Origin of the sequence: Rhizobium sp. SL42, from assembly GCF_021729845.1 — a bacterium.
GTDB lineage: Bacteria > Pseudomonadota > Alphaproteobacteria > Rhizobiales > Rhizobiaceae > Allorhizobium.
In genome coordinates this window covers 329,082-354,580 of record NZ_CP063398.1, presented here as the reverse complement: position 1 = coordinate 354,580, position 25,499 = coordinate 329,082, and the positions used below count along the sequence as shown (strand labels likewise).

Annotated in this window: 23 protein-coding genes; 15 read left to right on the top strand and 8 right to left on the bottom strand. The window is 59.1% G+C overall.

Annotated features, from left to right (window positions below):
* Positions 1-3: 3 nt before the first annotated feature.
* A complete protein-coding gene (locus IM739_RS20615; protein ID WP_237371674.1) occupies positions 4-984 on the bottom strand; it encodes a sugar phosphate isomerase/epimerase family protein in 981 nt (326 codons plus the stop codon).
* Between the two features lie 414 nt (positions 985-1,398).
* On the opposite strand from IM739_RS20615, the gene IM739_RS20610 reads away from it, so the two are divergent.
* The 5 genes from IM739_RS20610 (at position 1,399) to IM739_RS20590 (ending at position 6,551) form a co-directional block, all read left to right on the top strand.
* Complete coding sequence (locus tag IM739_RS20610) at positions 1,399-2,340, top strand: D-ribose ABC transporter substrate-binding protein (protein ID WP_237371673.1); 942 nt, start codon at positions 1,399-1,401, stop codon at positions 2,338-2,340.
* An 83-nt stretch (positions 2,341-2,423) separates the two neighbouring features.
* Complete coding sequence (locus IM739_RS20605) at positions 2,424-3,056, top strand: DUF2291 family protein (RefSeq protein WP_237371672.1); 633 nt, start codon at positions 2,424-2,426, stop codon at positions 3,054-3,056.
* On the top strand, positions 3,053-4,582 hold the full coding sequence (locus tag IM739_RS20600) for a sugar ABC transporter ATP-binding protein (protein WP_237371671.1): 1,530 nt from the start codon (positions 3,053-3,055) through the stop codon (positions 4,580-4,582). Before IM739_RS20605 ends, IM739_RS20600 begins: the two co-directional genes overlap by 4 nt.
* Entirely contained in the window at positions 4,579-5,646 is a 1,068-nt protein-coding gene (locus IM739_RS20595) for an ABC transporter permease (protein ID WP_237371670.1), read from the top strand. Before IM739_RS20600 ends, IM739_RS20595 begins: the two co-directional genes overlap by 4 nt.
* Positions 5,647-5,741: 95 nt before the next feature.
* On the top strand, positions 5,742-6,551 hold the full coding sequence (locus IM739_RS20590; RefSeq protein ID WP_237371669.1) for a DeoR/GlpR family DNA-binding transcription regulator: 810 nt from the start codon (positions 5,742-5,744) through the stop codon (positions 6,549-6,551).
* A gap of 42 nt (positions 6,552-6,593) precedes the next feature.
* On the opposite strand, the gene IM739_RS20585 is transcribed toward IM739_RS20590, so the two are convergent.
* Together IM739_RS20585 and IM739_RS20580 are read right to left on the bottom strand one after the other, a co-directional pair.
* Positions 6,594-6,827, bottom strand: coding sequence for a BrnA antitoxin family protein (locus IM739_RS20585; RefSeq protein ID WP_237371668.1), 234 nt, complete (start codon positions 6,825-6,827; stop codon positions 6,594-6,596).
* Between the two features lie 187 nt (positions 6,828-7,014).
* Positions 7,015-7,287 (bottom strand): helix-turn-helix transcriptional regulator, encoded by a 273-nt coding sequence (locus IM739_RS20580; RefSeq protein WP_442981163.1) that lies wholly within the window; start codon positions 7,285-7,287, stop codon positions 7,015-7,017.
* Between the two features lie 140 nt (positions 7,288-7,427).
* On the opposite strand from IM739_RS20580, the gene IM739_RS20575 reads away from it, so the two are divergent.
* The 6 genes from IM739_RS20575 to mnhG are packed head-to-tail and all read left to right on the top strand — an operon-like array spanning position 7,428 to position 13,419.
* Positions 7,428-10,349, top strand: coding sequence for a monovalent cation/H+ antiporter subunit A (locus IM739_RS20575; RefSeq protein ID WP_336886420.1), 2,922 nt, complete (start codon positions 7,428-7,430; stop codon positions 10,347-10,349).
* Positions 10,349-10,678, top strand: a complete 330-nt coding sequence (locus tag IM739_RS20570) for a Na+/H+ antiporter subunit C (protein WP_237371666.1) — start codon at positions 10,349-10,351, stop codon at positions 10,676-10,678. The genes IM739_RS20575 and IM739_RS20570 overlap by 1 nt, the downstream gene beginning before the upstream one ends.
* Positions 10,679-10,683: 5 nt before the next feature.
* Positions 10,684-12,312, top strand: a complete 1,629-nt coding sequence (locus tag IM739_RS20565) for a monovalent cation/H+ antiporter subunit D (RefSeq protein WP_237371665.1) — start codon at positions 10,684-10,686, stop codon at positions 12,310-12,312.
* Positions 12,312-12,788, top strand: a complete 477-nt coding sequence (locus tag IM739_RS20560; protein ID WP_237371664.1) for a Na+/H+ antiporter subunit E — start codon at positions 12,312-12,314, stop codon at positions 12,786-12,788. The genes IM739_RS20565 and IM739_RS20560 overlap by 1 nt, the downstream gene beginning before the upstream one ends.
* Positions 12,785-13,066, top strand: a complete 282-nt coding sequence (locus IM739_RS20555) for a K+/H+ antiporter subunit F (protein ID WP_237371663.1) — start codon at positions 12,785-12,787, stop codon at positions 13,064-13,066. The genes IM739_RS20560 and IM739_RS20555 overlap by 4 nt, the downstream gene beginning before the upstream one ends.
* The gene (gene mnhG / locus IM739_RS20550; RefSeq protein ID WP_442981162.1) at positions 13,063-13,419 is read left to right on the top strand and encodes a monovalent cation/H(+) antiporter subunit G; all 357 of its coding nucleotides are present in this window, start codon (positions 13,063-13,065) and stop codon (positions 13,417-13,419) included. The genes IM739_RS20555 and mnhG overlap by 4 nt, the downstream gene beginning before the upstream one ends.
* 115 nt (positions 13,420-13,534) lie before the next feature.
* Here the strand turns inward: mnhG and secD are convergent, their stop codons facing one another.
* The 4 genes from secD to IM739_RS20530 all read right to left on the bottom strand — a co-directional run bounded on the left by secD (position 13,535) and on the right by IM739_RS20530 (position 18,800).
* Positions 13,535-16,048, bottom strand: a complete 2,514-nt coding sequence (gene secD, locus IM739_RS20545) for a protein translocase subunit SecD (protein ID WP_237371662.1) — start codon at positions 16,046-16,048, stop codon at positions 13,535-13,537.
* 105 nt (positions 16,049-16,153) lie between these two features.
* Positions 16,154-16,684: a hypothetical protein gene (locus tag IM739_RS20540; RefSeq protein WP_237371661.1), complete on the bottom strand. Its 531-nt coding sequence runs from the start codon at positions 16,682-16,684 to the stop codon at positions 16,154-16,156.
* 101 nt (positions 16,685-16,785) lie between these two features.
* Positions 16,786-18,141: a sensor histidine kinase gene (locus tag IM739_RS20535; RefSeq protein WP_237371660.1), complete on the bottom strand. Its 1,356-nt coding sequence runs from the start codon at positions 18,139-18,141 to the stop codon at positions 16,786-16,788.
* Positions 18,138-18,800: a response regulator transcription factor gene (locus IM739_RS20530; protein ID WP_237371659.1), complete on the bottom strand. Its 663-nt coding sequence runs from the start codon at positions 18,798-18,800 to the stop codon at positions 18,138-18,140. Before IM739_RS20530 ends, IM739_RS20535 begins: the two co-directional genes overlap by 4 nt.
* Before the next feature lie 190 nt (positions 18,801-18,990).
* On the opposite strand from IM739_RS20530, the gene IM739_RS20525 reads away from it, so the two are divergent.
* Positions 18,991-19,257 (top strand): PepSY domain-containing protein, encoded by a 267-nt coding sequence (locus IM739_RS20525; protein ID WP_237371658.1) that lies wholly within the window; start codon positions 18,991-18,993, stop codon positions 19,255-19,257.
* An 88-nt stretch (positions 19,258-19,345) separates the two neighbouring features.
* Here the strand turns inward: IM739_RS20525 and IM739_RS20520 are convergent, their stop codons facing one another.
* Positions 19,346-20,995 carry a phosphoethanolamine transferase gene (locus tag IM739_RS20520; RefSeq protein WP_237371657.1) on the bottom strand — a complete coding sequence of 550 codons (1,650 nt, stop codon included), beginning with the start codon at positions 20,993-20,995 and terminating at the stop codon, positions 19,346-19,348.
* Positions 20,996-21,539: 544 nt separating this feature from the next.
* Here IM739_RS20520 and repA point away from each other — a divergent pair.
* The 3 genes from repA (at position 21,540) to repC (ending at position 25,402) form a co-directional block, all read left to right on the top strand.
* Positions 21,540-22,796 carry a plasmid partitioning protein RepA gene (gene repA, locus IM739_RS20515; protein WP_237371656.1) on the top strand — a complete coding sequence of 419 codons (1,257 nt, stop codon included), beginning with the start codon at positions 21,540-21,542 and terminating at the stop codon, positions 22,794-22,796.
* On the top strand, positions 22,793-23,884 hold the full coding sequence (gene repB, locus IM739_RS20510) for a plasmid partitioning protein RepB (protein ID WP_237371655.1): 1,092 nt from the start codon (positions 22,793-22,795) through the stop codon (positions 23,882-23,884). The genes repA and repB overlap by 4 nt, the downstream gene beginning before the upstream one ends.
* A gap of 342 nt (positions 23,885-24,226) precedes the next feature.
* Positions 24,227-25,402 carry a plasmid replication protein RepC gene (repC, locus tag IM739_RS20505; protein ID WP_237371654.1) on the top strand — a complete coding sequence of 392 codons (1,176 nt, stop codon included), beginning with the start codon at positions 24,227-24,229 and terminating at the stop codon, positions 25,400-25,402.
* Positions 25,403-25,499: the final 97 nt, after the last annotated feature.

The window sequence follows — 25,499 nt, the reverse complement described above, 5'->3', positions numbered from 1 at the left end:
CGCCTACATGGCGCCGAACAGCGCTTTCTGGGCGATTTTCAACGCACCGATCGCGTCATGGCGGCTCTGTGCCTCCTTCAGCGCATCGACGTCGAGCGCGTCGAGGCCTTTCGACGCGGCCTTGAGGAAGTCGATCGCATGATTGGCGGTTGCAACGCTGTCTTCGCGGAAGGGAAACTGGTCGAGCTGCCAGACGCCTTCCCACTTGTTCTTGCGCAGCACATAGAAGAACTCGAAGAGTTCAATCGGGTGCAGGCTGCCGGCGACGAGGTCATCATCCCAGGAACGGTAGTTATCATTGACGTCCATGCCGAACAGGCGGCCGTAGTCGATGGCCAGCTGAGCGCTGTCGGCGGCCGATTCTCCGCCCATGATGGCATGGCCGAAGTCGAGAAGGATGCCGACATTCGGCAGGCCGATCTTCTCGATTCCGAGCAGGGTCCGGGCAACGGAGCCGAAACTCATGCGCACACGCGGTTCGCGCGGCTTGTACTCGATGACGAATTTCAGGTCCGGGTTTTCGCTGGCGAGTTGACCGACGCCGTCAAGCGAGTTCTGCCACAGGGTTCCGTAGTCGACCTGGAAGGGATAGTCCCAGCCATCCTGGCCGGGCCAGAGTTTGACATAGTCGGCGCCGAAATATCGGACCTGGTCACAGGCTTCGGTAACAAGCTCATGGGCACGACGGCGAACACCTGCGTCCGGATTGGTAAACGAACCCTTGACGAATTCGCGGGTGTAGATTTCCGGGGTGATGCCGATCACGCCAAGCTTGTTGCGGTCGAGCGCCTGCTTGACCTGCGCATTGCTGAAATCGCCACCAAAGAAGGGATAGTTGATATCCACCACGGAAAGATCCGCGACCTGGCCGGCCAGGTCGATCGCATTGATGATTGTGCGCGGTGTGCCATAGCCATCGGTGGCATAACGATCGAGATAGGTGGCAAAGTGCCAGATGCCGGCACCAAAACGCTGGTTGCTCATAGGGTTCCTCCAGATGAATGAATATGCGTGCCGCCGCGCGCGTTCGGGCGAAATTTCTGCGCTGTGGTGAATGCAAGATCGGATGCAGTCAGTTTGCCAATGAATCGGTCCAATCCTGCCTCCCTGATGCTGGCGCCGTCGCGGCACTTCTGTGATGAAAGATCGCGTTTGTTTTCGTTTGTGTGCGTTATTTCCCATAATCCCAAAGTTTCATCAAGCGGAAACTTTTGAATCCGGCTATTTCGGCGCCTAAAAACGAGCGAATTGGCGCGACTTTGGGCAGATAGGCCATTGCTGCGTCGCAATTCCCCATGCTGCGACGCAAAACAAAAACAGTTTGACATCAATCGATAACAATCGATAGAAAATAAGGAGGGTCGCCAAAGGGCGGCTTGTTGAGAAAGGGAGGTTCTCATGAAGATCACTCGACGTCTGCTTGTTTCCGTTTGCGTGCTCACACTGTCGGGCGTCGTGCCGGGCTTGGCCATGGCTGCAGATACAATCGCTATCATCACGCCCAGCCACGACAATCCGTTCTTCAAGGCGGAAGCCGATGGTGCCGCAGCCAAGGCGAAGGAGCTTGGCTACGACACCATGGTGCTGGTCCATGACGATGATGCCAACAAGCAGAATGAATTGTTCGATTCCGCCATTGCCGCAGGCGTCAAGGCGATCATCCTCGACAATGCCGGCGCTGACGCGTCTGTCGCCGCGGTACAGAAAGCCAAGGACAAGGGTATCCCGTCCTTCCTGATCGATCGCGAGATCACCACGACCGGCGTTGCTGTATCGCAGATCGTCTCCAACAATTACCAGGGCGCACAGCTCGGTGCCGAGGCCTTTGTCAAGCTCATGGGCGAAGAGGGCAACTACGCCGAACTGGTGGGCAAGGAATCCGACACCAATGCCGGTATCCGCTCCCAGGGTTATCACGACGTCATCGACCAGTATTCCGGTCTGAAATCGGTTGCCAAGCAGACTGCAAACTGGTCGCAGACCGAAGCCTATACGGTAATGGAATCGATCCTTCAGGCACATCCGGACATCAAGGGCGTGATCTCGGGCAACGACACCATGGCCATGGGAGCCTATGCGGCACTTGAGGCGGCCGGTCGCAAGGATGTCATCGTCGTCGGTTTCGACGGCTCCAATGACGTGCGCGACTCGATCAAGAATGGCGGCATCAAGGCCACTGTTCTGCAGCCGGCCTACAGCCAGGCGCAGCTCGCCGTCGAACAGGCGGACAAGTTCATCAAGACCGGTTCGACCGGGCTCGAAGAAAAGCAGCTGATGGATTGCGTGCTCATCGATGCGAACAATGCGGCAAAGCTTGAGACATTCGCCTTGTCCAACTGAGTCCAGCCAAACACCTCCCAAGGGGCATTCCCTTGGGAGGATTAGTTGATGCGAACGAATTCGGTTGTCTCATGAACATGAAAATGATCCTTGCTGCAGGCATGCTCGCAGCGTTGTGCCTTTCCGGCTGCAAACTGGTGAAGACGGAAGAGGCCGGCAAAGATGCTGCCGCGAACGGGCCGGGTGGTGATCAGGAGCGCATCGCGTCCTTGGTCTCGTCGACCTATGACAGCAAGCTTGTGCCGATGCTGAGGGAGAAGGCCGTCGACATGCCGGTTCTGCTCGCGGCGATCAAGGCCAATCTCGACGATGCCGGCAAAGCCTATGGCGTGCGCGTCGGCGGCGCGGGAGGTGGCTGGAATTTTGCCGTCAAGGGAACAGCGTCGGTGTCCGACGCTGATCTGTCTTCCAAGGCAGCCGTGGCGCATCTGGATTTTGATCGGGACGGCAAGGGGGACGCGAACCTGCAGCTTGGCCCGGTGGTCAAGGGCAGTGCGATCCGAGATACAATTGCGATTTATGATTTTTCCACGTTCCGTGATCAGATCGAGTTCGCCAAGCTGGGTCGGGCATTGAACGACAAGGCGGTCTCCGGAATCGTGGTTCCGAAAGACGGCCTGAAGGGCAAGACGCTCACCTTCCTCGGTGCATTCTCCATACGCTCCGCCGGCGAGATGCCTTTGGTCACCCCGGTTTCTGTCGAGGTCGCGCCATGAGTGCGGCCCATCCCATCGGCCTGTCGATCCGCGGTGGTTCCAAGCTTTATCCCGGCACGCAGGCCCTGAAGAATGTCGATTTCGACCTGCGCATGGGCGCCGTCAACGTTCTGGTCGGTGAAAACGGCGCCGGCAAATCGACCTTGATGAAGATAATCGCCGGCGTTGAGCAGCTGAATGGTGGCACGATCGAGCTTGATGGTGCGCCGGTGGTCTTTGCCGACAAATCGGACGCAACCCGCCACGGTGTCGGCATCGTGTTCCAGGAACTCAACCTGTTCCCTAACCTGACCGTGACGGAGAATATCTTCATCGGTCATGAAAAGACCCGTGCTGGCATTCATATCGAGCGTGCCGCCCAGACGGAAGCGGCAAAAGCTCTGATGAAGCGGCTGGAGCAGGATATCGACCCGGAAACGCCGCTTGGAAATCTGCGCATAGGACAGCAGCAGATCATTGAGATTGCCAAGGCGCTGGCGGAAAACGCCCGCATTCTCATACTCGATGAGCCGACATCGGCGCTGTCTGCGGCTGAAGTCGATGTGCTGTTTCGCGTCATCGGCGACCTGAAGCGCCAAGGCGTCGGCATCGTCTACATCTCGCACCGGTTGGAAGAACTGATCCGCATAGGTGACTACATTACCGTCCTGCGGGATGGTGTGATCACCGGCTCGCGTTCCATGCAGGGCGTCGATATCCCCTGGATTGTCGCCAACATGATCGGAAGTGCGTCGAAGGAGTTTCCGAAGACCGGAGACCATGCACTCGGCAACGAGGTGTTCCGGGTTGAGGATGTTTGCCTTGCGAGCCCCGCAGGTGGCTACGCCGTCGACCATATGTCTCTTGCGGTTCGTGAAGGCGAGATCGTCGGGCTTTACGGATTGATGGGGGCAGGGCGTTCCGAGCTTTTGGAATGCATCATGGCGCAGCATCCGACATCGACGGGCCGGCTCTACATTGCCGGCCAGCCGGTGCGCGAAAAAAGTGTGTCCGGCCGGATCAGCCGCGGATTGGCCCTGATCCCGGAAGACCGAAAGCGCGACGGTTTGGTACAGATCATGACCATCCGGGAGAATCTCACCCTGTCGTCACTGCCCGATTTCACCCGGATCTTTCATCTCGACCTAAAGGCCGAGGTCGCCAAGGCAACGGAATTCGTCAAGCGAATGGCGATCAAGATCGCAAGCCTCGAGCACCCGGTTTCCAGTCTGTCAGGCGGCAACCAGCAGAAGGTGGTGATCGGCAAGGCGCTGATGACCAAACCGCGTATCCTCTTGATGGATGAGCCGTCGCGCGGCATCGATATCGGTGCCAAGGCCGAGATTTTTCGCACAATGCGCCGGCTGGCATCCGAAGGCCTCGGCATTCTTTTTGTAACATCCGATCTCGATGAGGTTCTCGCCCTCTCGGATCGCATTCTCGTCATGGCGAATGGCAAGCTGACTGGGGATTTCCCCGCCGGCGCCGACGCGGCGGCCGTTATTTCCGCCGCAACGCCCAATTTGAGCAGGGTCGAAACACCATGAGCATCATCAATACTGCAAACGCCGCGAATGCGGAATCCAAGGCATCCGGCAGCTCGGCGGTTCTGCTGCTCCTGCGTATGCGCACCTTCGTTGCGCTTATTCTCGTATTTGCCTTCTTCGCCTTTGCCGCACCGAATTTCCTGTCCTATGCCAACATGCTGATCATCTCAAAGCATGTGGCGCTGAATGCGCTGTTGGCGATCGGCATGACCTTTGTCATCATCGCCGGCGGCATCGACCTGTCGGTCGGATCGATCGTCGGTCTCTGCGCCATGGTCGCCGGCTATCTCGTGCTCTATGGGATCGATCTCGGCATCGGCTGGACCATCCAGTTCAACACGCTCGAGATCTGCTTTCTGGTGCTGGTGGTCGGTGTGTTTATCGGCCTGATCAATGGACTGCTGATCACCAAGCTCAATGTCGCGCCGTTCATTGCAACGCTTGGCGTCCTGTATGTGGCGCGTGGGGCAGCCCTGCTGTTTTCCGATGGCCGGACCTTTCCCAATCTCGCCGGCAATCCGGCCTATGGTTCGGATACGTTCAAGCTGATTGGATCCGGCAGCTTTTTCGGTTTTCCGCTGTCCATATGGATCATGGTGGTGGTTGCGCTCGCGGCAGGCTATCTGGCCACGCGCACGCCGCTCGGTCGGCACATCTATGCCGTCGGCGGCAATGAGCGCGGAGCGGGCCTTTCCGGCGTCAATGTCGATCGGACCAAGCTGTTCGTCTATATGTTTTCCGGTCTCTGCGCGGCGCTTGTCGGTCTGATCATCTCATCGCAGCTGCAGGCAAGCCATCCGGCAACCGGCGAAACCTTCGAGTTGAATGCCATTGCGGCGGCCGTTCTCGGAGGTACCTCCATGTCCGGCGGACGCGGGCGCATCGGTGGCACGATCATTGGCGCGTTTGTCATCGGCATTCTCGCAGACGGCCTGATCATGATGGGTGTATCGTCCTTCTGGCAGACGGTCATCAAGGGGCTGGTCATTATTGCGGCAGTTGTGGTCGATCAGATCCAGCAGAAGCTGCAGGCCCGGGTGATATTGCAGCAGCAGGCCGCGTGAGGATTTCAAATCGGCGTCGGTTGCTGTATATCCTGGGTTATTCGGGATGACGCGCTTTCGTTTGATTGCGAATTTTTAGGTTTGGGCAGATCGCCATGGATGCGAAGACAGAGCAGGACAACTCCGAAACCATGATCGGGCTTCTGTCCGAGCCAAGGCGGCGGCGCATTTTGGAATGGCTGCAGGAGGAAGGCTCTGCGCGTGTCCGGGAACTGGCCGCCGCTTTCCACGTGTCCGAAGCCACAATTCGCCAGGATCTCGAGAGGCTGGAGAACGAGGGGTTCATCACCCGCGAGCACGGTGGTGCCTTCCTCAACACAGTGCCGATCCAGACTGGCACGATGACGCTGCATCATCAGGAGAACATGGACAAGAAGCGCCGAATAGGCGCTCTTGCTGCCGGACTGGTCAAGGATGGTGAAACCCTGATCCTCGACGCGGGCACGACGACGACCGAAATTGCCATGCGACTGACCAGCCGGCGCGATCTGACGCTGATTACCAATGCGCTCAATATCGCGATCATTCTCGGTGCTGTTCCGACATTTGCCGTGCATATGCCGGGCGGTCAGTTCAAGTCGCCCACCCTGTCGCTTTCAGGTGACAAGTCTGTCGAGTATTTCCGCAATATCTTCGCCGGAAAGCTCTTCTTGGCGACAGCCGGCGTCGCGCTGGATACGGGCCTGACCTATCCGAGCTTTGCTGATCTGCAGCTGAAGGAGGCGATGATCAAGGCCGCCGCCCATGTCTATCTCGTGGCGGATTCGACCAAGATCAACAAATCCTCCTTCACCCGTCTCGGCTCGCTCGATGTCATCCACTCCTTCATCACGGACGACGGTATTTCCGATCGTGATGCAAAGGAGTTCGAAAAGCGTGGCATCCAGGTGCTGATCGCGCACTGAGCCGATGCGTCTGAAAATGGCGATCGGCCGTTCCGCGCTTGGTCAGGGCGCTTGGTCGATCGCGCTGCGCAATGTTGCGTTGATCCGCTCCTGCCAACCGGGGCCGTCTGCCTGGAAATGGGCAATGATGTCGCTGTCGATCTTGATCGAGACCAACTCCTTGGTGTTGGGAAGGGCTGCTCGCTCGATCGCGGGTGTGGCTGGTTTCTTGACAGGCCTGAACAGCGCTTCGGCCGCGTCTTTCGGGTTAACGGGTCTGCGGGGCGTCTGTGCCATTCTCATGTCCTTTGGTACTTTATGCTTTGTCGCACGGCAGATACGTATTCCTGCGTCATTGCATCGGGTGATTTGACCTCAGATCGACGATTCCCTTGTCAAAGCATAGCGTGATTGGGTCCAGTTCGAACATCAATAAATTCAAACATCGGATAAGCATGACAACATGCCCTGCGTTCCAGGAAATTCAGGTTTGCGGTGCATTGGGCTGATCGAGGCCGGATAGACCGACATGGTCTCCGTCGCACGCGATAAAGCGAATGCCGCTCCTCTCGAAGGCCAGGCAAAGCTGCGCTTCCGTTGCGCGGTGTACGTCGTGCCGGTTGCCTTCATAGTCGCGGACAGTGCTGCGTGAAACGCCAGATCGCTCCGCTAGATCGGCCTGTGTCCAGTCGAGAAAGCCGCGTGCCGCTCGACAGAGGGCGGGTGTCAGTGTTTTCGTCATTTCGGGTTGACCCACTGCGATAAGTTACCCATATTGGTCACTATACACCATAATAAGTGGTTTTCCGCAAATATCCAGATGCGCGGTGTGGCGGCTGCTGACCCGCTTGGCGGTTTTGGCGCTGTCAATCATTGGGAAGGTCTTCAGGTCTTGGGATAACGTTCGAGCCATATTTTCTGACTGTCCTGCTCGCCCTGCCATTCATCGGCAGCGTGATCTGCGTCTTTCTGCTGAACAACAAATCTCGTGATCTTCCGGTCGCCGTCGGTGGCGCGGTCACGCTTATGGCAATTCTTCTGACCGCAGGCTTCTATCCGCTGGTTTCCGACGGGCAGGCTGTACGCTATTCGCTCGAATGGGTTCCGCAGTTGGGGCTAAACTTCAGCCTCCGTATGGATGGCTTCGCATGGATCTTCACCATGCTGATCGCAGTCATCGGCTTCCTCGTCGTGCTCTATGCCCGCTATTACATGGGCAAAGACGATTCGGTCGCCCGCTTCTTCTCATTCCTGATGGCGTTCATGGGGGCAATGCTCGGCATAGTCCTGTCGGGAAATGTCATCCTGCTCTCGGTGTTCTGGGAACTCACCAGTATTTTCTCCTTCATGCTGATCAGTTTCTGGCATCACAATGCCGCGGCCCGCGACGGTGCGCGTATGGCGCTGACCGTTACCGGCATCGGCGGCTTCAGCCTGCTGATCGGCCTGCTTCTGCTCGGCAATATCGTCGGCAGCTATGATCTCGACAAGATCCTCGCCTCTGGCGATCTGATCCGGAACCACCCGCTCTACCTGCCGACGCTGGTCTTCATCCTGCTCGGAGCCTTTACCAAAAGCGCGCAGTTTCCGTTCCACTTCTGGCTGCCCAATGCGATGTCGGCGCCGACGCCTGTCTCCGCGCTTCTGCATTCGGCAACCATGGTCAAGGCAGGGGTCTTCCTGCTGGTGCGTCTATGGCCTGTGCTGTCGGGAACCTATGAATGGTTTTGGCTCGTTGGTCTGGCCGGTATCCTGACGCTGCTGCTGGGCGCCTATTTCGCTATGTTCCAGCAGGACCTGAAGGGGCTGCTGGCCTATTCTACCATCAGTCACCTCGGGCTGATCACGACACTGCTCAGCCTGGGCAGCCCGCTGGCAACGGTCGCTGCGATCTTCCACATGCTCAACCACGCAACCTTCAAGGCGTCCCTGTTCATGGCGGCCGGCATCATCGATCATGAAACGGGCACACGTGACCTCCGGCGATTGAGCGGTCTGTTTCGCTTCTTACCGATTACCGCGACGCTTGCCATGGTCGCCAGTGCGGCCATGGCCGGCGTTCCTTTGCTGAACGGCTTCCTGTCGAAGGAAATGTTCTTCGCCGAAGCCGTCGAGACCCATGCCGATTCAATCCTTGATCGGGCGCTCCCCTACGTGGCGACGCTCGCCGGAGCGTTCAGTGTCGTCTATGCGCTGCGTCTCATTCATACGGTATTTTTCGGGCCGGCACCCACTGACCTGCCCAAGCCCAAGCCGCACGAGCCGCCGCATTCGATGCGCCTCCCGATCGAGATCCTGGTCATTGCCTGTCTGGTAGTCGGCATCATTCCAGCCATATCGATCGGCCCGTTTCTGCATGTCGCCGCCACCAGTGTGCTGGGAAGCGAGATGCCGGAATACAGTCTGTCCATCTGGCACGGGTTCAACCTGCCGCTGCTGATGAGCATTGTCGCGATCGTGGGTGGGGGCATTCTTTATGTCGTCCTGCGCAAATATCTGGCGTCATGCGATGACGGCCCGCCGATCCTGCGCAATCTGAAAGGTCAGCGCATTTTCGAACGCGTCCTAGTCGACGTCTCCTGGCGTTGGGCAAGACTGGCCGAGCGGCGGTTTGGAACACGCAATCTCCAGCCGCAATTGCGATGGCTGGTGGCGGTTGGTTTCCTGGCAGCACTCTTGCCGCTCTATCTTGCGCGTTTCGAAATCCGCGACATTGCCTTTACCGGCATAGACCCGGCCTTCGCCGCCATCTGGCTGCTCGGCATCTGCCTTGCAATCGGCACGGCCATGCTCGCCAAATACCACCGGTTGGCAGCCCTGATCATGCTCGGTGGCGTCGGATTGATCGTCTGTATTACATTCGTCTGGCTATCGGCGCCGGATCTGGCCATCACCCAGTTGCTGGTCGAAGTGGTGACGACGGTACTCATTCTCCTCGGGTTGCGGTGGCTGCCGAAGCGGACCGTGAACGTCGACGATCAGATCACGCTTCGTGGCCGGTTCCGGCGTTTCCGGGACCTGATGCTGGCCGTGATTTGCGGTGTCGGGATGTCGTTTGTCGCGTACGCGGTAATGACCATGCCGGTGCCGGACGCGATCGCCAACTATTTCCTCGAAAATGCCTATGCGCAGGGCGGCGGACGTAATGTCGTCAATGTCATCCTAGTCGACTTCCGAGGTTTTGACACGATGGGCGAGATCGCTGTTCTCGGCGTTGTGGCGCTCACCGTCTATGCATTGCTGCGCCGCTTCCGCCCGGCTGAAGACAGCTTTGAAATGCCGGAACAGCAGCGGATCCAGAACCGTTTTGACGAAGAGCGCCCCGAGCGTTCGGCCGGAGATACGGTGCGCGATTATCTGCTGGTGCCGTCGGTCATCATGCAGTGGCTGTTCCCGGTCATCATAACCTTCTCGGTATACCTGTTCATGCGCGGCCACGATCTGCCGGGTGGCGGCTTCTCCGCAGGGCTGACGCTGTCGATTGCCTTCCTTCTGCAATATCTGGCAGGTGGTACACGATGGGCAGAGGACCGCATCCGAATCCTGCCTTTGCGCTGGATGGGTGCTGGTTTGCTCACTGCGGTCACGACAGGCATCGGTGCCTGGGTGCTGGGCTATCCGTTCCTGACCTCGCATTTTCGCTACATCGAAGTCCCGCTGGTCGGCAAGGTTCCGGCAGCGTCCGCTTTGCTGTTCGATCTCGGGGTTTTCATGCTGGTGGTGGGATCGACCGTGTTGATCCTTGTCGCGTTGGCGCACCAATCCATTCGTATCAACCGGCTCCGCGCGATCGAGACCAACCGAACCGAGGAGGGGTGATGGAACTCGTTCTGTCGATCGCCATTGGTGTGATGACCAGCTGCGGCGTCTGGCTGATCCTGAGGCCGCGGACCTATCAGGTTATCGTCGGCCTCTCGTTGCTTTCCTATGCGGTGAACTTGTTCATCTTTGGCGTTGGAGGCGTGAAAAGCAATGTGCCGCCGATCCTGGGCGATGACATCCTGCCGTCCACTCTGGCCGATCCGGTTCCGCAGGCGCTGGTGCTGACGGCGATCGTCATCGGCTTTGCCACAACTGCGCTGTTTCTGGTCGTCATGCTTGCGTCGCGCGGCTTGACCGGCAACGATCATGTCGACGGAAGGAACTGAGGCTGATGACCAGCTGGCACAACCATCTGATCATCCTGCCGATCCTTCTGCCGATGATAGCAGCGGCGGCGCTGCTCTTCGTTGATGAACGCAGTCGCGTCATGAAGGCGATGATCAGCCTGGCATCGACGATTGCAATTGCCGGCGTGTCGATCATCCTGCTTCAGGTCGAAAATTCTGCCGAGACATTCGACGGCGTCTATCTTGTCGGCAACTGGGTGGCGCCTTTCGGCATCGTCCTCGTGCTGGACGGGCTATCGGCGCTGATGCTGGCACTGACGTCGTTGCTGGCCCTTGCCACGCTTGTGTTCGCGCTCGCCCGTTGGCACGCGGTCGGCGCGCATTTCCACTCGATGTTCCAGATCCTGTTGATGGGGGTCAACGGCGCCTTCCTCACGGGCGATCTGTTCAACCTGTTTGTCTTTTTCGAGGTCATGTTGGCCGCATCCTATGGCTTGCTGCTCCACGGGTCCGGTGCGCTTCGGGTGAAAGCCGGACTGCACTACATCGCGGTCAACCTGGTTGCCGCACTGTTCTTCCTGATCGGCGTCAGCCTCATCTATGGGACGACCGGCACACTGAACATGGCCGACCTTGCTGCGCGCATCCCCGAGATGGAAGCCGATCGGCGCATGCTGATGGAAGCGGGGGCCGGTGTTCTCGGCATTGCCTTCTTGATCAAGGCTGGCATGTGGCCGTTGTGCTTCTGGCTGCCTACCGCCTACAGTGCGGCCTCCGCTCCGGTGGCCGGCATGTTTGCGATCCTGAGTAAACTGGCAATCTATGTCATCCTGCGCCTGACCATGCTTTTGTTCGGTGCCGGACCGTCCGCCGGCTTCGGCGCGGAACTCCTGCTTTTCGGCGGCATCGCAACCATCGTCTTCGGGACGATCGGCGTGCTTGCCTCCCAGGCGCTCGGGCGCCTTGCCGGATATTCGGTTCTGGTTTCGTCTGGCACGATGCTGATGGTGTTGGGCATCAATGATGGGGCGGTGTCATCGGGAGCCTTGCTGTATCTCGTCAGCTCGACCCTGACGATCGGCGCGTTTTTCATGTTGATTGAACTGGTGGAGCGCGGGCAGGACGCCGGAGCAAACGTCCTTGCGGTTACCATGGAGGCCTATGGCGAGGGTGAGGACGAGGTGGAGGAAGGCGGAGGACTGGCGATGCCGGGAACCATGGCCATCCTTGGCATCTGTTTCGCCGCCTGTGGAATCCTGCTGTCGGGCCTGCCGCCGCTATCCGGATTTGTCGCCAAATTCGCGATGTTGTCTGCGATGATGGGGGCCGGCGCGACAGGCGTTCCGCCAACCGCTGCGGTCTGGACACTGGTCGTGCTCGTCATCCTCTCCGGCGTCGCCGCATTGATCGCGATGACCCGGGCCGGTATCCGCGCCTTCTGGACATCGATCGAAGGAACGGTGCCGCGTGTGCTGGTCATCGAACTTGTGCCGGTGATGTTCCTTCTGTCCCTGACATTGGCGTTGACACTCCAGGCCGGTGCCACGATGCGATACATGGACACCACCATCCGGACGCTGAGCAATCCAACGATCTATATCGATGCGGTGAGAAATGCCGCGGCAATTGGAACGCGTGCCGGGGTTCAATCGCAAGAGACGGGAGGTAACTGATGCTTCCATATCCGCTCCTGACGATTTCGCTTGTCGTCATGTGGCTGCTGCTCAATGGCTTCAGCCTTGGCCATTTGCTGCTCGGGACCTTCGTTGCCATTTTTGCCAGCTGGGCATTCGCTGCCTTGCGTCCGGAGAAACCGCGCCTGCGCAAATGGTACCTCTTGCCAAAGCTCTTTGCCCTCGCGTTCTCGGATATCATCCGCTCAAATTTGGCCGTCGCCCGGGTCATTGTCAGTGGTCGACCGAGGGGCCATCATGCCGGTTTTCTTCTGCTGCCGCTTGAGCTTGAGGATCGTACTGCGCTTGCCTTGCTCGCCGTCATTCTGACGAGCACGCCGGGTTCGGCCTGGCTCGAATATGATTCACGCGAGCGCACGGTCCTGCTGCATGTACTCGATCTTGTCGATGAAGAGGCCTGGGTCAATACGATCAAGAACCGCTACGAGAAACTGTTGATGGAGATCTTCGCATGAGCGCCGTCATCCTCTTCACCGCTGTGTCCCTGTCGCAAATGCTGCTTGCCTGTGCCATGGGCATCGCCTCGATCCGCATGTTCCGCGGTCCCCGTGCGCAGGACCGCATCATTGGCCTGGACACCCTCTACATCAACGCGATGCTGCTGCTGGTAACCTTCGGTATCGGCACGGGGCGGGTGATCTATTTCGAAGCTGCACTGGTCATCGGTATGATCGGTTTTGTGGCAACGGTTGCACTGGCAAAGTTTCTGATGCGGGGAGAGGTAATCGAATGATGCAGGCAACGGCTGATCTGCCGCTGTGGGCGGCCATACTCGTTTCCCTTTTTCTTCTGATCGGTGCATCTCTGGCGCTGGTCGGCGCTATCGGATTTCTGCGCCTGCCGACTTTCTATGAACGGCTGCACGCCCCCACGCTTGGCACCAGCTGGGGCATAGGCGGGGTGATGCTGGCATCGATGATCTTCTTCACTGTCACCTCTCAGCGCTTGGTGATCCATGAGATCCTGATCGGAGTTTTCGTGACCGTCACCACGCCGGTGACCTTCATGCTTCTGGCGCGTGCGGCCCTTCACCGAGACCGTGTAGCGAAAAATGGCAAGGCTCCGGCCAAACAGGACGGCCCCTGACGCTTGAGCCTGCACCGGATGCATCCATGCCGGTGTTGTCGAGGCAGAACTTCTCCCGTTGAGTGTGAGGGCACCCGGACAAGCCGGGTGCCCTTTCTGTTTGAAACGGCGAGGTTCAGGCGGTTTCGGCCTGTGCCGCCACGTCGGCCGCTGCACGGCGTCTGGTGCGCCAGTCGCCGAGGAAGAGCAGGATGGGGGCCGCGATGAAGACCGACGAAGAGGCCGCGATGAAGATCCCGAAGACCATCGGGATTGCAAAGCTCTCGACCGCACTTCCGCCCCAGATCGCCATGGGCAACATGGCGAGGAAGGCCGTGGCCGATGTGAAGATGCTGCGGGCGAGCGTCTCGTTGATCGACAGGTTGATCAGGTCGCGGAACGGCATCGACTTGTAGAGGCGCATGTTTTCCCGCATGCGGTCATAGACCACCACCTTGTCATTGACCGAATAGCCGACCAGCGTCAGAAGGGCCGCGATTGCCGTCAGGTTGAAGTCGAGACCGGTCAGGGCGAAGAAGCCGATGGTCTTGGTGACGTCGAGAATGAGCGTCGCAATCGCGCCCACCGCGAACGGCCATTCGAAACGGCTCCAGATATAGATCAGCATGGCGATGCTGGCGAGGATGACCGAGAGGAAACCGGCCGTTGCCAACTCGCCGCTGACCTTCGGGCCAACGACTTCCGTGCGTTGGATCTGCGACGTCGGATCGATGGTCTGGATTTCCGTCTTCAGTTTCTCGACCGCTTCATTTTGCGCCGATTCCGGGCCTGGTTGGCGCTCGACACGCAGCAGGATGTGATTGCTGTCACCGAACTCCTGCAGGGCGACCTCGCCAAGGCCGAGCCGCTCCAATCCGGCACGAAACGCGCCAAGATCGGCGGCTTGTTCCGTCGACACTTCAATCTGGATGCCGCCTTTGAAGTCAACGCCATAGTTCAATCCCGGCGTGAAGAACAGGATGACCGATGAGATCGACAGAAAGGCGGAAATGCCAAGGCCGACCAGGCGGGCCTTCATGAAGTCGATCTTGGTGCCATCGGGGATCAGGCGGATCGGAACGAGGGCATTGATGCTGATCGTCTTCAGTTTGAAACGTGTCGTGATCGAAATCATTGCGACACGGACGACCGACACTGCCGTGAACATCGAGATGGCGATGCCAAGCCCCATCGTTACGGCAAAACCGCGTACCGGTCCGGAGCCGAACCAGAATAGCAGGACGGTGGCTATCAGCGCCGTGACATTGCTGTCGATGATGGTGGAGTAGGCCTTCTGGAAGCCTTGATCGATCGCGGCATGGACGCCGCGGCCCTTGCGGCTTTCCTCGCGGATGCGCTCATTGATCAGCACGTTTGCATCGACGGCAAGACCGATCCCGAGCACAATGCCGGCAATGCCGGGTAGCGTCAAAGTCGATCCGATAATGCTGAGGCCCGCAAAGGTGAGAATGACGTTCAGGGCAAGGGCGACAACGGCAAGCAGGCCCCAGGTGCCATAGAGGAGAAGGATGAAGCCCATGACGAGGCCGAAACCTGCGAGGCCTGAAAGGATGCCGCGTTCGATTGCGTCGCCGCCGAGGTCCGCGCCTACCGTACGCTCTTCGATGACGTTCAATTTGGCAGGTAGCGCGCCAGCCCTGAGCAGGGCCGCAAGCGTATTGGCACCTTCAACCGTGAAGGAGCCGGAAATCTGACCCGCGCCCCCGGTGATGGGTTCTCGGATGACGGGCGCGCTGAGCACCTTTCCGTCGAGAACGATGGCAAACGGATTGCCGACATTCTGTCTGGTGATATCGGCGAAGCGGGTAGCGCCCGTCTGGTCGAAACGGAAGCTGACCACCGGTTGATTGTTATTGGGATCGAATGCAACGCGAGCATCGGTCAGCCGGTCACCCGAAAGGAGGACGCGGTCCTCGACGGGATACGTCTGGCCTTCTTCGTCTTGAAGGGACGAAACACCCCGATCACCGGTGCGACCGAGCAGATGGAAGCTCATCTTGGCAGTTGATCCGAGCAGCTGCTTGAGATGCGAGGGATCCTGCTCGCCCGGAAGCTGAACCAGAACGCGGTCCGCGCCGACGCGCTGGATCGTTGGCTCGGCAACGCCGACCTGGTCGACGCGCTGCCGGATAATCTCAAGGCTCTGGTCAACTGCGCCGCTGATCCGGTGGGAAAGCCCGATTTCGGATGGATGCAGCGTGATTGCGCTGTCGCCGCGCTGTGCAATGTCGAGGTCAGATACACCGATCGACGTGCCCCAGGTGACCTGATTGACCAGTTTGGCAAGTTCGGTCTGGGCTGCCTGTCTTTGGCTCGGGTCCCTGACGGTTACCACGACATTGTTTTGCTCCCGACGGATGGACGCCGTCGGGATCTTGGCCGCTTCGAGCGTGTTGCGCGCATCCTGCGTCAGGTTCTGCAGCCACTCAGCTTCCAGCGATGGCCGGTCCACTTCGAGAACGAGATGCGATCCGCCGCGCAGATCGAGGCCGAGCGAAATTTTCGATGATGGCAGCCAGGATGGCCAGGCTGCCAGGGTCTTTTCGGAAAGGATATTGGGCAGTGCAATCAGCATGCCCATGACGATGATGACCGCATAGGTCAGCACCTTCCAGGGTGAGTTTCTCAAGGTCGTGGTTCCTGAAATGGTCGCGACTGCCCGTCAGCGACCAAGCCGTAGCCTGGTCTCGGGGATACAGTGCGACACCGCTTCTGATAGTAAGGCGTCTGAGCGTCAGATGATCAGAACGGGTGGCGCGCGCGCTCTGTAGGCAGAGCTTGTGCTCGGGGCCAGATGTGCGAGATCTGGCGCAGCATGGGGGCTGTGCCCGTCAGGGCCAGAGAGCGGGCGTGTCTGGCCAGGCGGTGCCGCATCAGGCGCATCGGCCAAACGCGCCTTGAAGCGTTGACGGTCAGAATTTGCAACAAGCGCCCTGGTCGCCTCTGTCCTGTTGGCGAGAATGTTTCGCGAATCCTGCGCGTCTGCAAGCGCTTGGCCATGGACCGCATGCCGCTGCAGCGTCTGCCCCCAGTCGCCTGGCACCAGCAGCAGGAGAAAGAGCAGCGAATGCATGGTCGAAATCAAAAGACCAAGCGCGCGTCCTTCACTGGCGCAAACATATCGAGCCAGTCGACCGTTTTTCCCAGGCGAATGGGTGTTGCTGTCGATCTTCATTGCCGGTGCTCTAGCAGGAAATTGCGCGCGTGTCGTGGCCGCAATCGCGATCTCTTTCGAATATTGCGCATCCGGCTCTGTCCAAATCATTCCCGGATCCGCGCGAACCGGGCATGATTTGGGGGATGCCAGCAAAGGTTTGCTGTGGCTTTGCATCGAGGTTTGATCTGGAGGCAAACCACACGGGTGCCTCATTTTCTCGGCGGCAGCTGGCCGAAATGAATGCGGGCCTCAAAGCCATCTTCCCGCCCAGTCGCTGGCGAGTGTAACGTCAGACTGGCGCCCATCTGGGTCAGAAGCCGTTCCGCAATGGACAGGCCCAGACCCGAGCCGGGTGCTGCGGTCTTGCCTCTGCCGAACCGCTGCCTGATATCCGCGATCTCGGTCTGCGAAAAAGGATGTGCACCATTGGTGATGCGGATGTTGCCGCCGGTTTCGACATGGATGTCGACCGGTTGATCCGGCATTCCGTGGATCATGGCATTTTCGATCAGATTGCGGATGACGATGGCAAAGGCGTCCTCGCTTGCGGCCCACATCAGCGTGCTGCCGGGCGGGCGATGATAGCGGATGCGCTCCGGGTTCGGTGTGGACCGTTTTGCATCGAGGACCACGAGATCCATGACTGGAACAAGGTCGACGTCACTGTCGGTGGCGCCGATTCCCGCTTCTGCGCGGGCGAGCTGCAGCAGCTTTTCGGTCAGCCTCGTCAACTTCACGAGCGATGTTTCCACCTGGCGTGCGCGCTCCTGGCCAGGACCCGGGGCAAGTTCACCGATCAGCAATTGCGTCTGTGCCAGTGCTCCGGCCAGCGGTGTCCGCAGTTCATGGGCGCTGTTGGCGGTGAACTCGCGTTCGGCGCTGAGTGCTGCACGCAGCCGCGCAAGCAGCAGGTTCACCGATGCCATGATCGGCTGCAGTTCCTGCGGCAGCGCGGTCAGTTCGATGTCGGCCATGTTGCCGCTATCCTTGCCGGCAATCGCATTGCGGAGCTCACTCACGGGGGCAACGAGCCGACGGACGATCAGCCAGACAAGCAGAATGCTACCGGGCACCAGGATCAGAATTGGCAAAAGAAGGGCGCCGGCGCCTTCCAGCGAGGCCTCACGGCGATGGGCCATATTGTCGGCAACCTGCAGGAAGATGGTGTTGCTGACGGCCGAAGTGGTCAAGATACGGTGTTCTTCATCCTGCCAGAAACCGGGCACGAGCGGCGCCTTGAAGGGTTCCTTTGTGCTGTCATGCGAATGAAGGATCACCCGGCCGTTCGCATCACGAACCTGGTAGATCAATTCATCCTCCGGTGCGACAGCGACGGCGTTGTTTGGCTGCAGACTGAGCGGCGTGTCCGTTTCCGGCCGTTGAAACAGGTCGTCGACGACCAGTGGCATCAGTCGTTCGGCTGTCTGCTGAAGCGCGCTGTCGAAGATTTCACCGAATTCGTCCCGCATTACGATGACGCCGAGGCCCGCGGCCACGAACCAGAAGCAGGAGATGGCGACCGTGAGCCAGATGACCAGACGGCGCGTCATGCTATAGCCAGTCATCCGTCTTTCCCCAAGCGATAGCCGATACCCCGAACCGTCTGGACAATGTCCTTGCCCAGTTTTTTGCGTAAGCGGCTGACGTAGACCTCGACGGTATTGCTTTCGACCTCCGAGCCAAAGGCATAGAGGGCCTCTTCGATCTGAGACTTCGAGACAATGGCGCCGGGCCTCGAAATCAGGCTGTCGAGCACCGCCCATTCACGGCTGGACAGGGCAATTTCCTGCGTGCCGTTTCGCACCACGCGATCTGCTGGCCGGATTGCGAGCGGTCCGATGGTGACGACCGTATGGGCCGCGCCGGCATATCTCCGTGAAACCGCCAGGATCCGGGCACTCAGCTCGTCAAGATTGAAGGGTTTCACCAGGTAGTCGTCGGCGCCGCTGTTCAGCCCTTCGATCCTGTCGGATATCTGGTCATGGGCCGTGAGGATGATGACGGGCGTGGTGTCGCCCTCGGTGCGCATTTGCCGGAGAAAGCCAATGCCGCTGCCATCGGGCAGGCGTAAATCGAGCAACACCAGGCCGTAGTCGATCGTTTCGCGCGCGATGACGGCGTCATCCAGGCATTTCATCCAGTCAACGGCGTGGCCAACGGTCCGGACATGATCGCGCACCGCCTCGCCAAGGATCGCGTCATCTTCGACCAGAAGAATTCTCAAGGCCATTTCCCTGTCGGTTGATCGCCTGGATGTGTCTGCATTTGTAACGATTCCTTCGGCTGCTGGTCACTGTAGCTGAACTGGAGCCGCAACGTCCATGCGTTGCCCCGCCTGCACAGATAGCCCTTCAGGTCCGCGTCAGGCAGAGGTCCGATAGCCGCATCGTTGCCAGTCGAAAAGGAGAACCGAGATGAAATTGTTGTTGGTCACGATCCTGGGCTGTCATGTCTTTGCCGGTTTCGCTGTCGCATCCGGCAAATGCAATGTGCCCCTTGTGGACTGGCAGCCGAGAAAGGCGCTGCAGGCCAGGCTGGAGGGAGCCGGGTGGACTCTCCGCTCAATCCGGTCGAAGGACGGTTGCTACCTGGTCGATGCCGTGAATGAAAAGGGCGAGCCGGTGAATGCGCAGTTTGATCCGAAGAGCTTTGTAACGCTCGACATCAGCATCCAACCTTGATGCGGATCTGCAACTTGACACGTGCCCTCGGCACAGAGACAAGCGAAGGCAGATGGCCGCCATCTGTATCTTCGTTCATCTCGTCATCTTATTGTGTCGCCACGGGAGTTCGACAGGCGGAGGCAAGATCGAGGGCCGGATCCCGTGCTGCCGTGTCCACCTGCATCATGCCGAGCGCGGTATGAAACAGGTTGTCATGCGATGCCGGACCTTCGGTCTCCTTGCGCAGGCAGTCGAGGTTCATCCCGGCTTTCTGCTCTGAACCGAACCAGACCAGCATGGGAACATGGGTTTGCTGCGACGGTGCCAGCATATAGGGCGCACCATGCAGGTATAGTCCGTATTCGCCCAGGGATTCACCGTGGTCTGAAGCATAGACCAGCGACGGCGAAAACTTGTCTTCGCGTGCCTTCAGCTTGTCGATGATGGTCGCGAGCACGTGATCGGTGAAGAGAATGGTGTTGTCATAGGCATTGACGATTTGCTCGCGGCTGCATTCTGAAAATTCTGCCGTTTCGCATTCCGGAGTGAAATGACGAAATTCCTCGGGGTAGCGTAGGTAGTAGGCAGGTCCGTGGCTGCCCATCTGGTGCAGGACCAGAACGGTATCCTGGGAGACGCCGTCGAGCCAGGCGTCGAGCCCGTCGAGCAGCACGCCGTCCTGGCATTCTCCATCCGAACAGAAGCGCTTGTCAGTGCGATTTGACAGGGTGACTTCTTTGACCCGTTTCGCCACGTTCTTGCTGCCGGTATTGTTATCCCACCATTCGACATGCACGCCGGCATGGGACAGGACGTCGAGCAGATTCTCTGTGCCAAGGGCCTTGCTGTGCGAATAATTCTCCCGGGTCAGGTTGGAAAACATGCAAGGCACAGAGGTGGCGGTCGCGGTGCCGCAGCTGGTCGCGTTGTTGAAATAGAAGATGTCGCGTTTCTGAAGCTCGGGATTCGTCATCCGACCGTAGCCGCCAAGTGAGAAGTTCTCCGCACGCGCGGTCTCGCCCGTGACGATGATCGTCAGTCGGGGTTTTCTCTTGCCGGCAGGCAGTCCGAGCAGCCGGGCGTCCGTTCCCAGCGGAGCGGCGATCAGGTTGCGCTCGGTATTGCTGGCGATAACGTAGTCGACCATCTTGCCGATCGGCACGAACGGGTTGAGCGTCGCGAACATGTCGCGATGCTCGCGGCTCAGCGAGGCATGGGTGCCGGCGAAGGAAATGCCGGCCAGCGCAAAGAGTGCCAGACCGGCGGCAATCGCACTGATGTTGCGAACAAACTTTCTCGGAAAACTGTCATGCTCTATCCGGACCCAGGCAATCAGGGAGGCTGGCAAGACCCCGTAAATCATCATGTGCAGGACGAAACCGGCCGTGATCAAATGACCGGCTTCGGCCGTGTTGGTCTCCGCCGCGTTGCGGATCATGTTGACATCGATGATGACGCCATAGCTGTCCATGAACCAGGAGGCGGCTGCAGCTACAAGCACAAGCAGGATAAACACCGGTTTGGTCAGGTACTTGACCGACGGGGTAACGCAGGCGGCGATATAGGCGCCAGCCAGCCCGATGACCAACGAGGCAAAGGCAAATGGCTGGCTTGCGTAATTCGCAGCGGCCTTCGTCCAGAAGGTGTGATTTGTCGAAAACAACAGAAACAGGGCTGTGAGCACGCTCAGCGTCAGGCTTCTGATCTGCGGACGCAGCAGTGCTGCATTGTCGTTTGTGTGGGTTACGCTGTGCAAGGTTTGGACCTGTCGTGAACGGAAGCAGGAAACCCACCCTCTCTTGTCAGCGCAGGACGGCGTTGAAACATGTGTCGTGTGGTTTCACCTAGCCAGGCACGCTGAGCCAGCCTGAGGGCAGGCGGCGTGTCATCGGCAATGCGTGATTTTTCTGACAGCAAGCTGAACGATATAGAGCTTAGGCCCGCGCGATGGGCCCGGCTGTCCCGAGTGATGAGGAGAGCTGCGGCTCACCGCACGAGCCCGATAACGCTCTTGCGCTTCGGCGATCGTGCGGGCCGATGGACAGTCATACGTGCGGTTGAAATCGCGACGACCAAAAATCTCTTGACGCGACTCGCTTGATGTCACACGCTGTTACGGATAGAAGCCGCATCAGAGGGGCTTTGCCGTAAATTACTATAATGTCTGTTATTTCTCGCAATCGCGTATTTCCACGGCGAAGAGAATCACGGATGTAGAATCAGTTTGCCCGTTTCGACAGCAGCGCACCATGAGGGCCGCGACGTTGTCGGATGAGCTGCAAGAGAATGGAGAAGGTCGGATGGGCAGTCCATCGATCACGGCAACACAGGAAGAGGCAATTTCATTGCGCCCTGCCGACGAGACCATTGCCGAAGATGCCCAGGCGCTTTCGGCGCAATTGAAAGCGATGCGCGAGCGGCTGTTTCCGCCGACATCGCAAAAGACACTGCGGTCGTTCACCTCGGGAGAGGCGGCGCGCCTGATCGGTGTGTCCGACGGCTATTTGCGCCAGCTGTCCCTGGCTGGTGAAGGTCCGCAGCCGAAAGTCGGCTCTGGCGGTCGCCGGTACTACTCGTTGTCCGATATCGATGCCCTCCGCCATTTCCTGGCTGACCAGGCCCGAGCCAAGGGCAACGAAGGAAAGGCGCGCTCCTATGTAAAATGGCGCGATCCCGCCCGGGGCGAACATCTGCAAATCATTTCGGTGACCAACTTCAAGGGCGGGTCCGGCAAGACGACTTCGTCTGTCCATCTGGCGCAATATCTGGCCATGACCGGCCACCGGGTGCTGGCCGTTGACCTCGATCCGCAGGCATCGCTTTCGGCACTCTTCGGTTATCAACCGGAACTCGATCTTGTCGGCAATGACACGATCTATGGGGCAATTCGTTATGATGGCGAAGTGCGGCCGCTGAAGGACATCATCCGCAAGACCTATTTTCACAATCTCGACCTGTTGCCTGGCAATCTTGAATTGCAGGAATTCGAGCACGCAACTCCGCGCGCACTCGCCGAGCGCCGTGCGGGCGATACACATTCGCTGTTCTTTACCCGCGTTCAGGCCGCGCTCGCCACGGTCGCCGATGACTATGATGTCGTGATCATCGATTGCCCGCCACAGCTTGGTTACCTGACCCTCTCGGCGCTGTGTGCCTCGACCTCGGTCCTGGTGACCGTGCATCCGCAGATGCTCGACGTTGCGTCGATGAGCCAGTTCCTGTTCATGACATCGGATCTGCTCGCAGTCGTGCGCGAGGCCGGTGGCCAGCTGAATTTCGACTTCCTGCGCTACCTTGTTACCCGCGTCGAACCGCATGACGGGCCGCAGACCCAGATTGTCGGCTTCCTGCGCTCGCTGTTCGGAGAGCGGGTCTTGACCGCGCCGATGCTGAAGTCGACCGCCGTCTCGGATGCGGGCCTCACCAAGCAGACGCTATACGAGGTCGGACGGGAGAATTTCTCCCGCGGTACCTATGACCGGGCGATGGAGTCCCTGGACGCGGTGAACTCGGAAGTGGAAGCCCTGATCCACGCAGCCTGGGGGCGGTCGGCATGACGACGGGACGCGACCGCAAGAATTCAATCAAGGCTCTGTTTGGTGAAGCGTTGACGCCGGCGCCGGAAACCAAGTCCTTGCCGCAGGCACCTGTGCCGCCGCAGACGACCGGCCAGGCGAATGAGACGCCTTCAGGACAGACGGAAACAAATGCAGCGCCGGCGCGTAGCGCGTCCGGGGCGGTGAAGGCTATGGGCCTTTCGCTCTCGTCGATCGCGCGTGAAGCCGAAGAAGCGCGGCAGCTCCGTCAGGCTCTCGAAGAGGGCGAGCGTGTGATTTCGCTTGATACCGCACAGGTTGATGCGTCCTTCATCTCCGATCGGCTGAGCCAGGGTGAGGTGAATGACCCGCAGTTCATCGAACTGGTCGAGAGCATGCGCGAAAGCGGCCAACAGGTTCCGATCCTGGTCCGGCCGCATCCGGACGATGACGGTCGCTATCAGGTTGCCTATGGCCATCGGCGCATGCGCGCGGCCCAGGCCTTGGGCATTCAGGTCAAGGCTCTGGTCCGTGCGCTCTCCGATGACGAACTCGTGCTGGCCCAGGGCAAGGAAAATGCCGAGCGGCGCAATTTGTCATTTATCGAGCGCGCTGTGTTTGCCCAGACCCTGGTGACCAGGGGGTTCGACCGGAAGCTCATCGGTGATGCGCTTTCGGTGCAGAAATCCGAATTGTCACGCCTGATCCAGGTCGCCGAAGGCATTCCTGAACATATCGTGCGTGCCATCGGGCCGGCGCCGAAAGCCGGGCGGGATCGGTGGATGAAACTCGTTGAGCTCTATACGCGCCCGGCAGGCAATGAGAAGGCGCAGGACGAGATCAAGGTGACTGCATTCAAGGAGGCCGAAACCGATCGCCGGTTCGAGCTTCTGTTTGCCCGGCTGGCGCGCAACACGGGGGCTCACAAGCCGGAGCCGGATCAGTTGTTGGCGCCGAGTGGCCGTGCTTTCGCAGCCTATAAGCGGCAGGGCAGGGCAGTCAGGATCGATTTTGCCAAGGATGCGGACGAGGCCTTCATCGATGCGCTGTCGGCGCATGTGAGCGAGGCTTATGCAGCGCATTTGAAGGCGAAGGAAACAGGCAAATGATGCGAGGCTACGGAAGCGGCCGGCTGATTTGCTGAAGTGAGTAGAGGCACTGGGCGCAAAGTCGCGACCGACCGCTCGATGAAACATCGCGAAACCCAAGAAAGGAAGCGCGGAGACAAGAAAAAAGGCCCCCAAAACCTGACGTTCCGGAAGCCCCTCTCCTATGTAGCAATCCGAGAGAATCACTTCCAGCGTGCAAAGTCAAGAGTCGGCGACCGCAATGTCGAGTCCGAATATTGAAACTATTGCCAAATTTCATGTTTTTCGGGTCCGGCTTGGCTCCTCAAAGAGGACCGGATCATGGTGGAGAGACTGGCAACGACGCCTTTTGGCGGCGGCCGGATGACTGCGCGGCTCTTTGCCCGCCAAGCATCCGTCGCTGAAAGGCAGGAGAAACTGCGCGCCGGTGACGGCGGAAATGATAGAGGCGCGAGCGACAAGTGGCAGCTCATTCGGGCACTGACCGAGGCGCGCGACCATTTTGGCTTGAGTGACCGCGCGATCGGGCTTCTGGAAGCTTTAGTCAGCTTCACGACAGAGCGCGTGCTTGACGGCGCCAATCCGATCATCGTCTTTCCATCCAATCGTGAGCTGTCGCTCAGGGCTCGGGGTATGGCGCCTGCCACGATCCGACGGCATCTGACGGCCTTGGTCGAAGCAGGCCTCCTGTTTCGTCGTGACAGCGCCAATGGCAAGCGTTTCTGCCGGCGCGATGACAATGGTGTTGTCGAGGACGCGTTCGGATTTGATCTGGCTCCGCTGGCGCTGAAGTCGGCCGAGATCCTGTCCTTGGCAGAAAAGGCACGGGCTGAAGCCCGGATGATCCGCGCGCAGCGCTCCGAGGTGACTTTACATCTGCGTGATATCTCCAAGATCATTGCCACGGCCTTGGAAGAAGGGCGTGAAGGCGGTTGGGCCGATATTGCAACCGAGTTCCAGGAGATGTCTTTCGGCAGTTTGCCACGCGGCTACGATCCAACGTTGCTTGTATCGCTTCGCGACCGGCTGGCAGCATTCAGAGCAAAGGTGGAAAACGCTTATCTTTCATCGCTTTCCGAAGAAGAAATGAGCGGCAATGACGATCAAAACGAGCGTCATATACAGAATTCAAATACAGACCTTCCATTTGAATTAGAAGGCCAAAGAGTCATAGAAAGGGCGGAAGCGGGTGAACCGAGTTTGGCGAAAAACCGCAAGATGGCGATCAGTCTCGAGCGTATGAAGCGGATTTGCCCGCAGATCGGTGATTATGCCCGCGGTGGAATGAGCGGATGGCAGGATTTGATCCGTGCGGCCGACCTGGTTCGCTCAATGCTTGGTGTTTCGCCAGACGCCTGGCAGAAAGCAAAGGCAGCGATGGGCGAACAGGCGGCGGCAATTGTCGTGGCAATCATGCTGGAGCGTGCCGAAGAGATCCGGTCGCCTGGTGGTTACCTTCGCGATCTGACACGCAAGGCCGAGAAGTCGGCGTTCAGTGTCTATCCGATGCTTCAGGCCCTTGAACGGCAAACGGAATGAAGGCCAGCCTCGTAGTGGAGACGTTGGCGGATGAAATGCAGACGTTGACAGCTGTCAACGGAAGTTGACGGGTGGGAATTGCGATCTCTTCGCTATC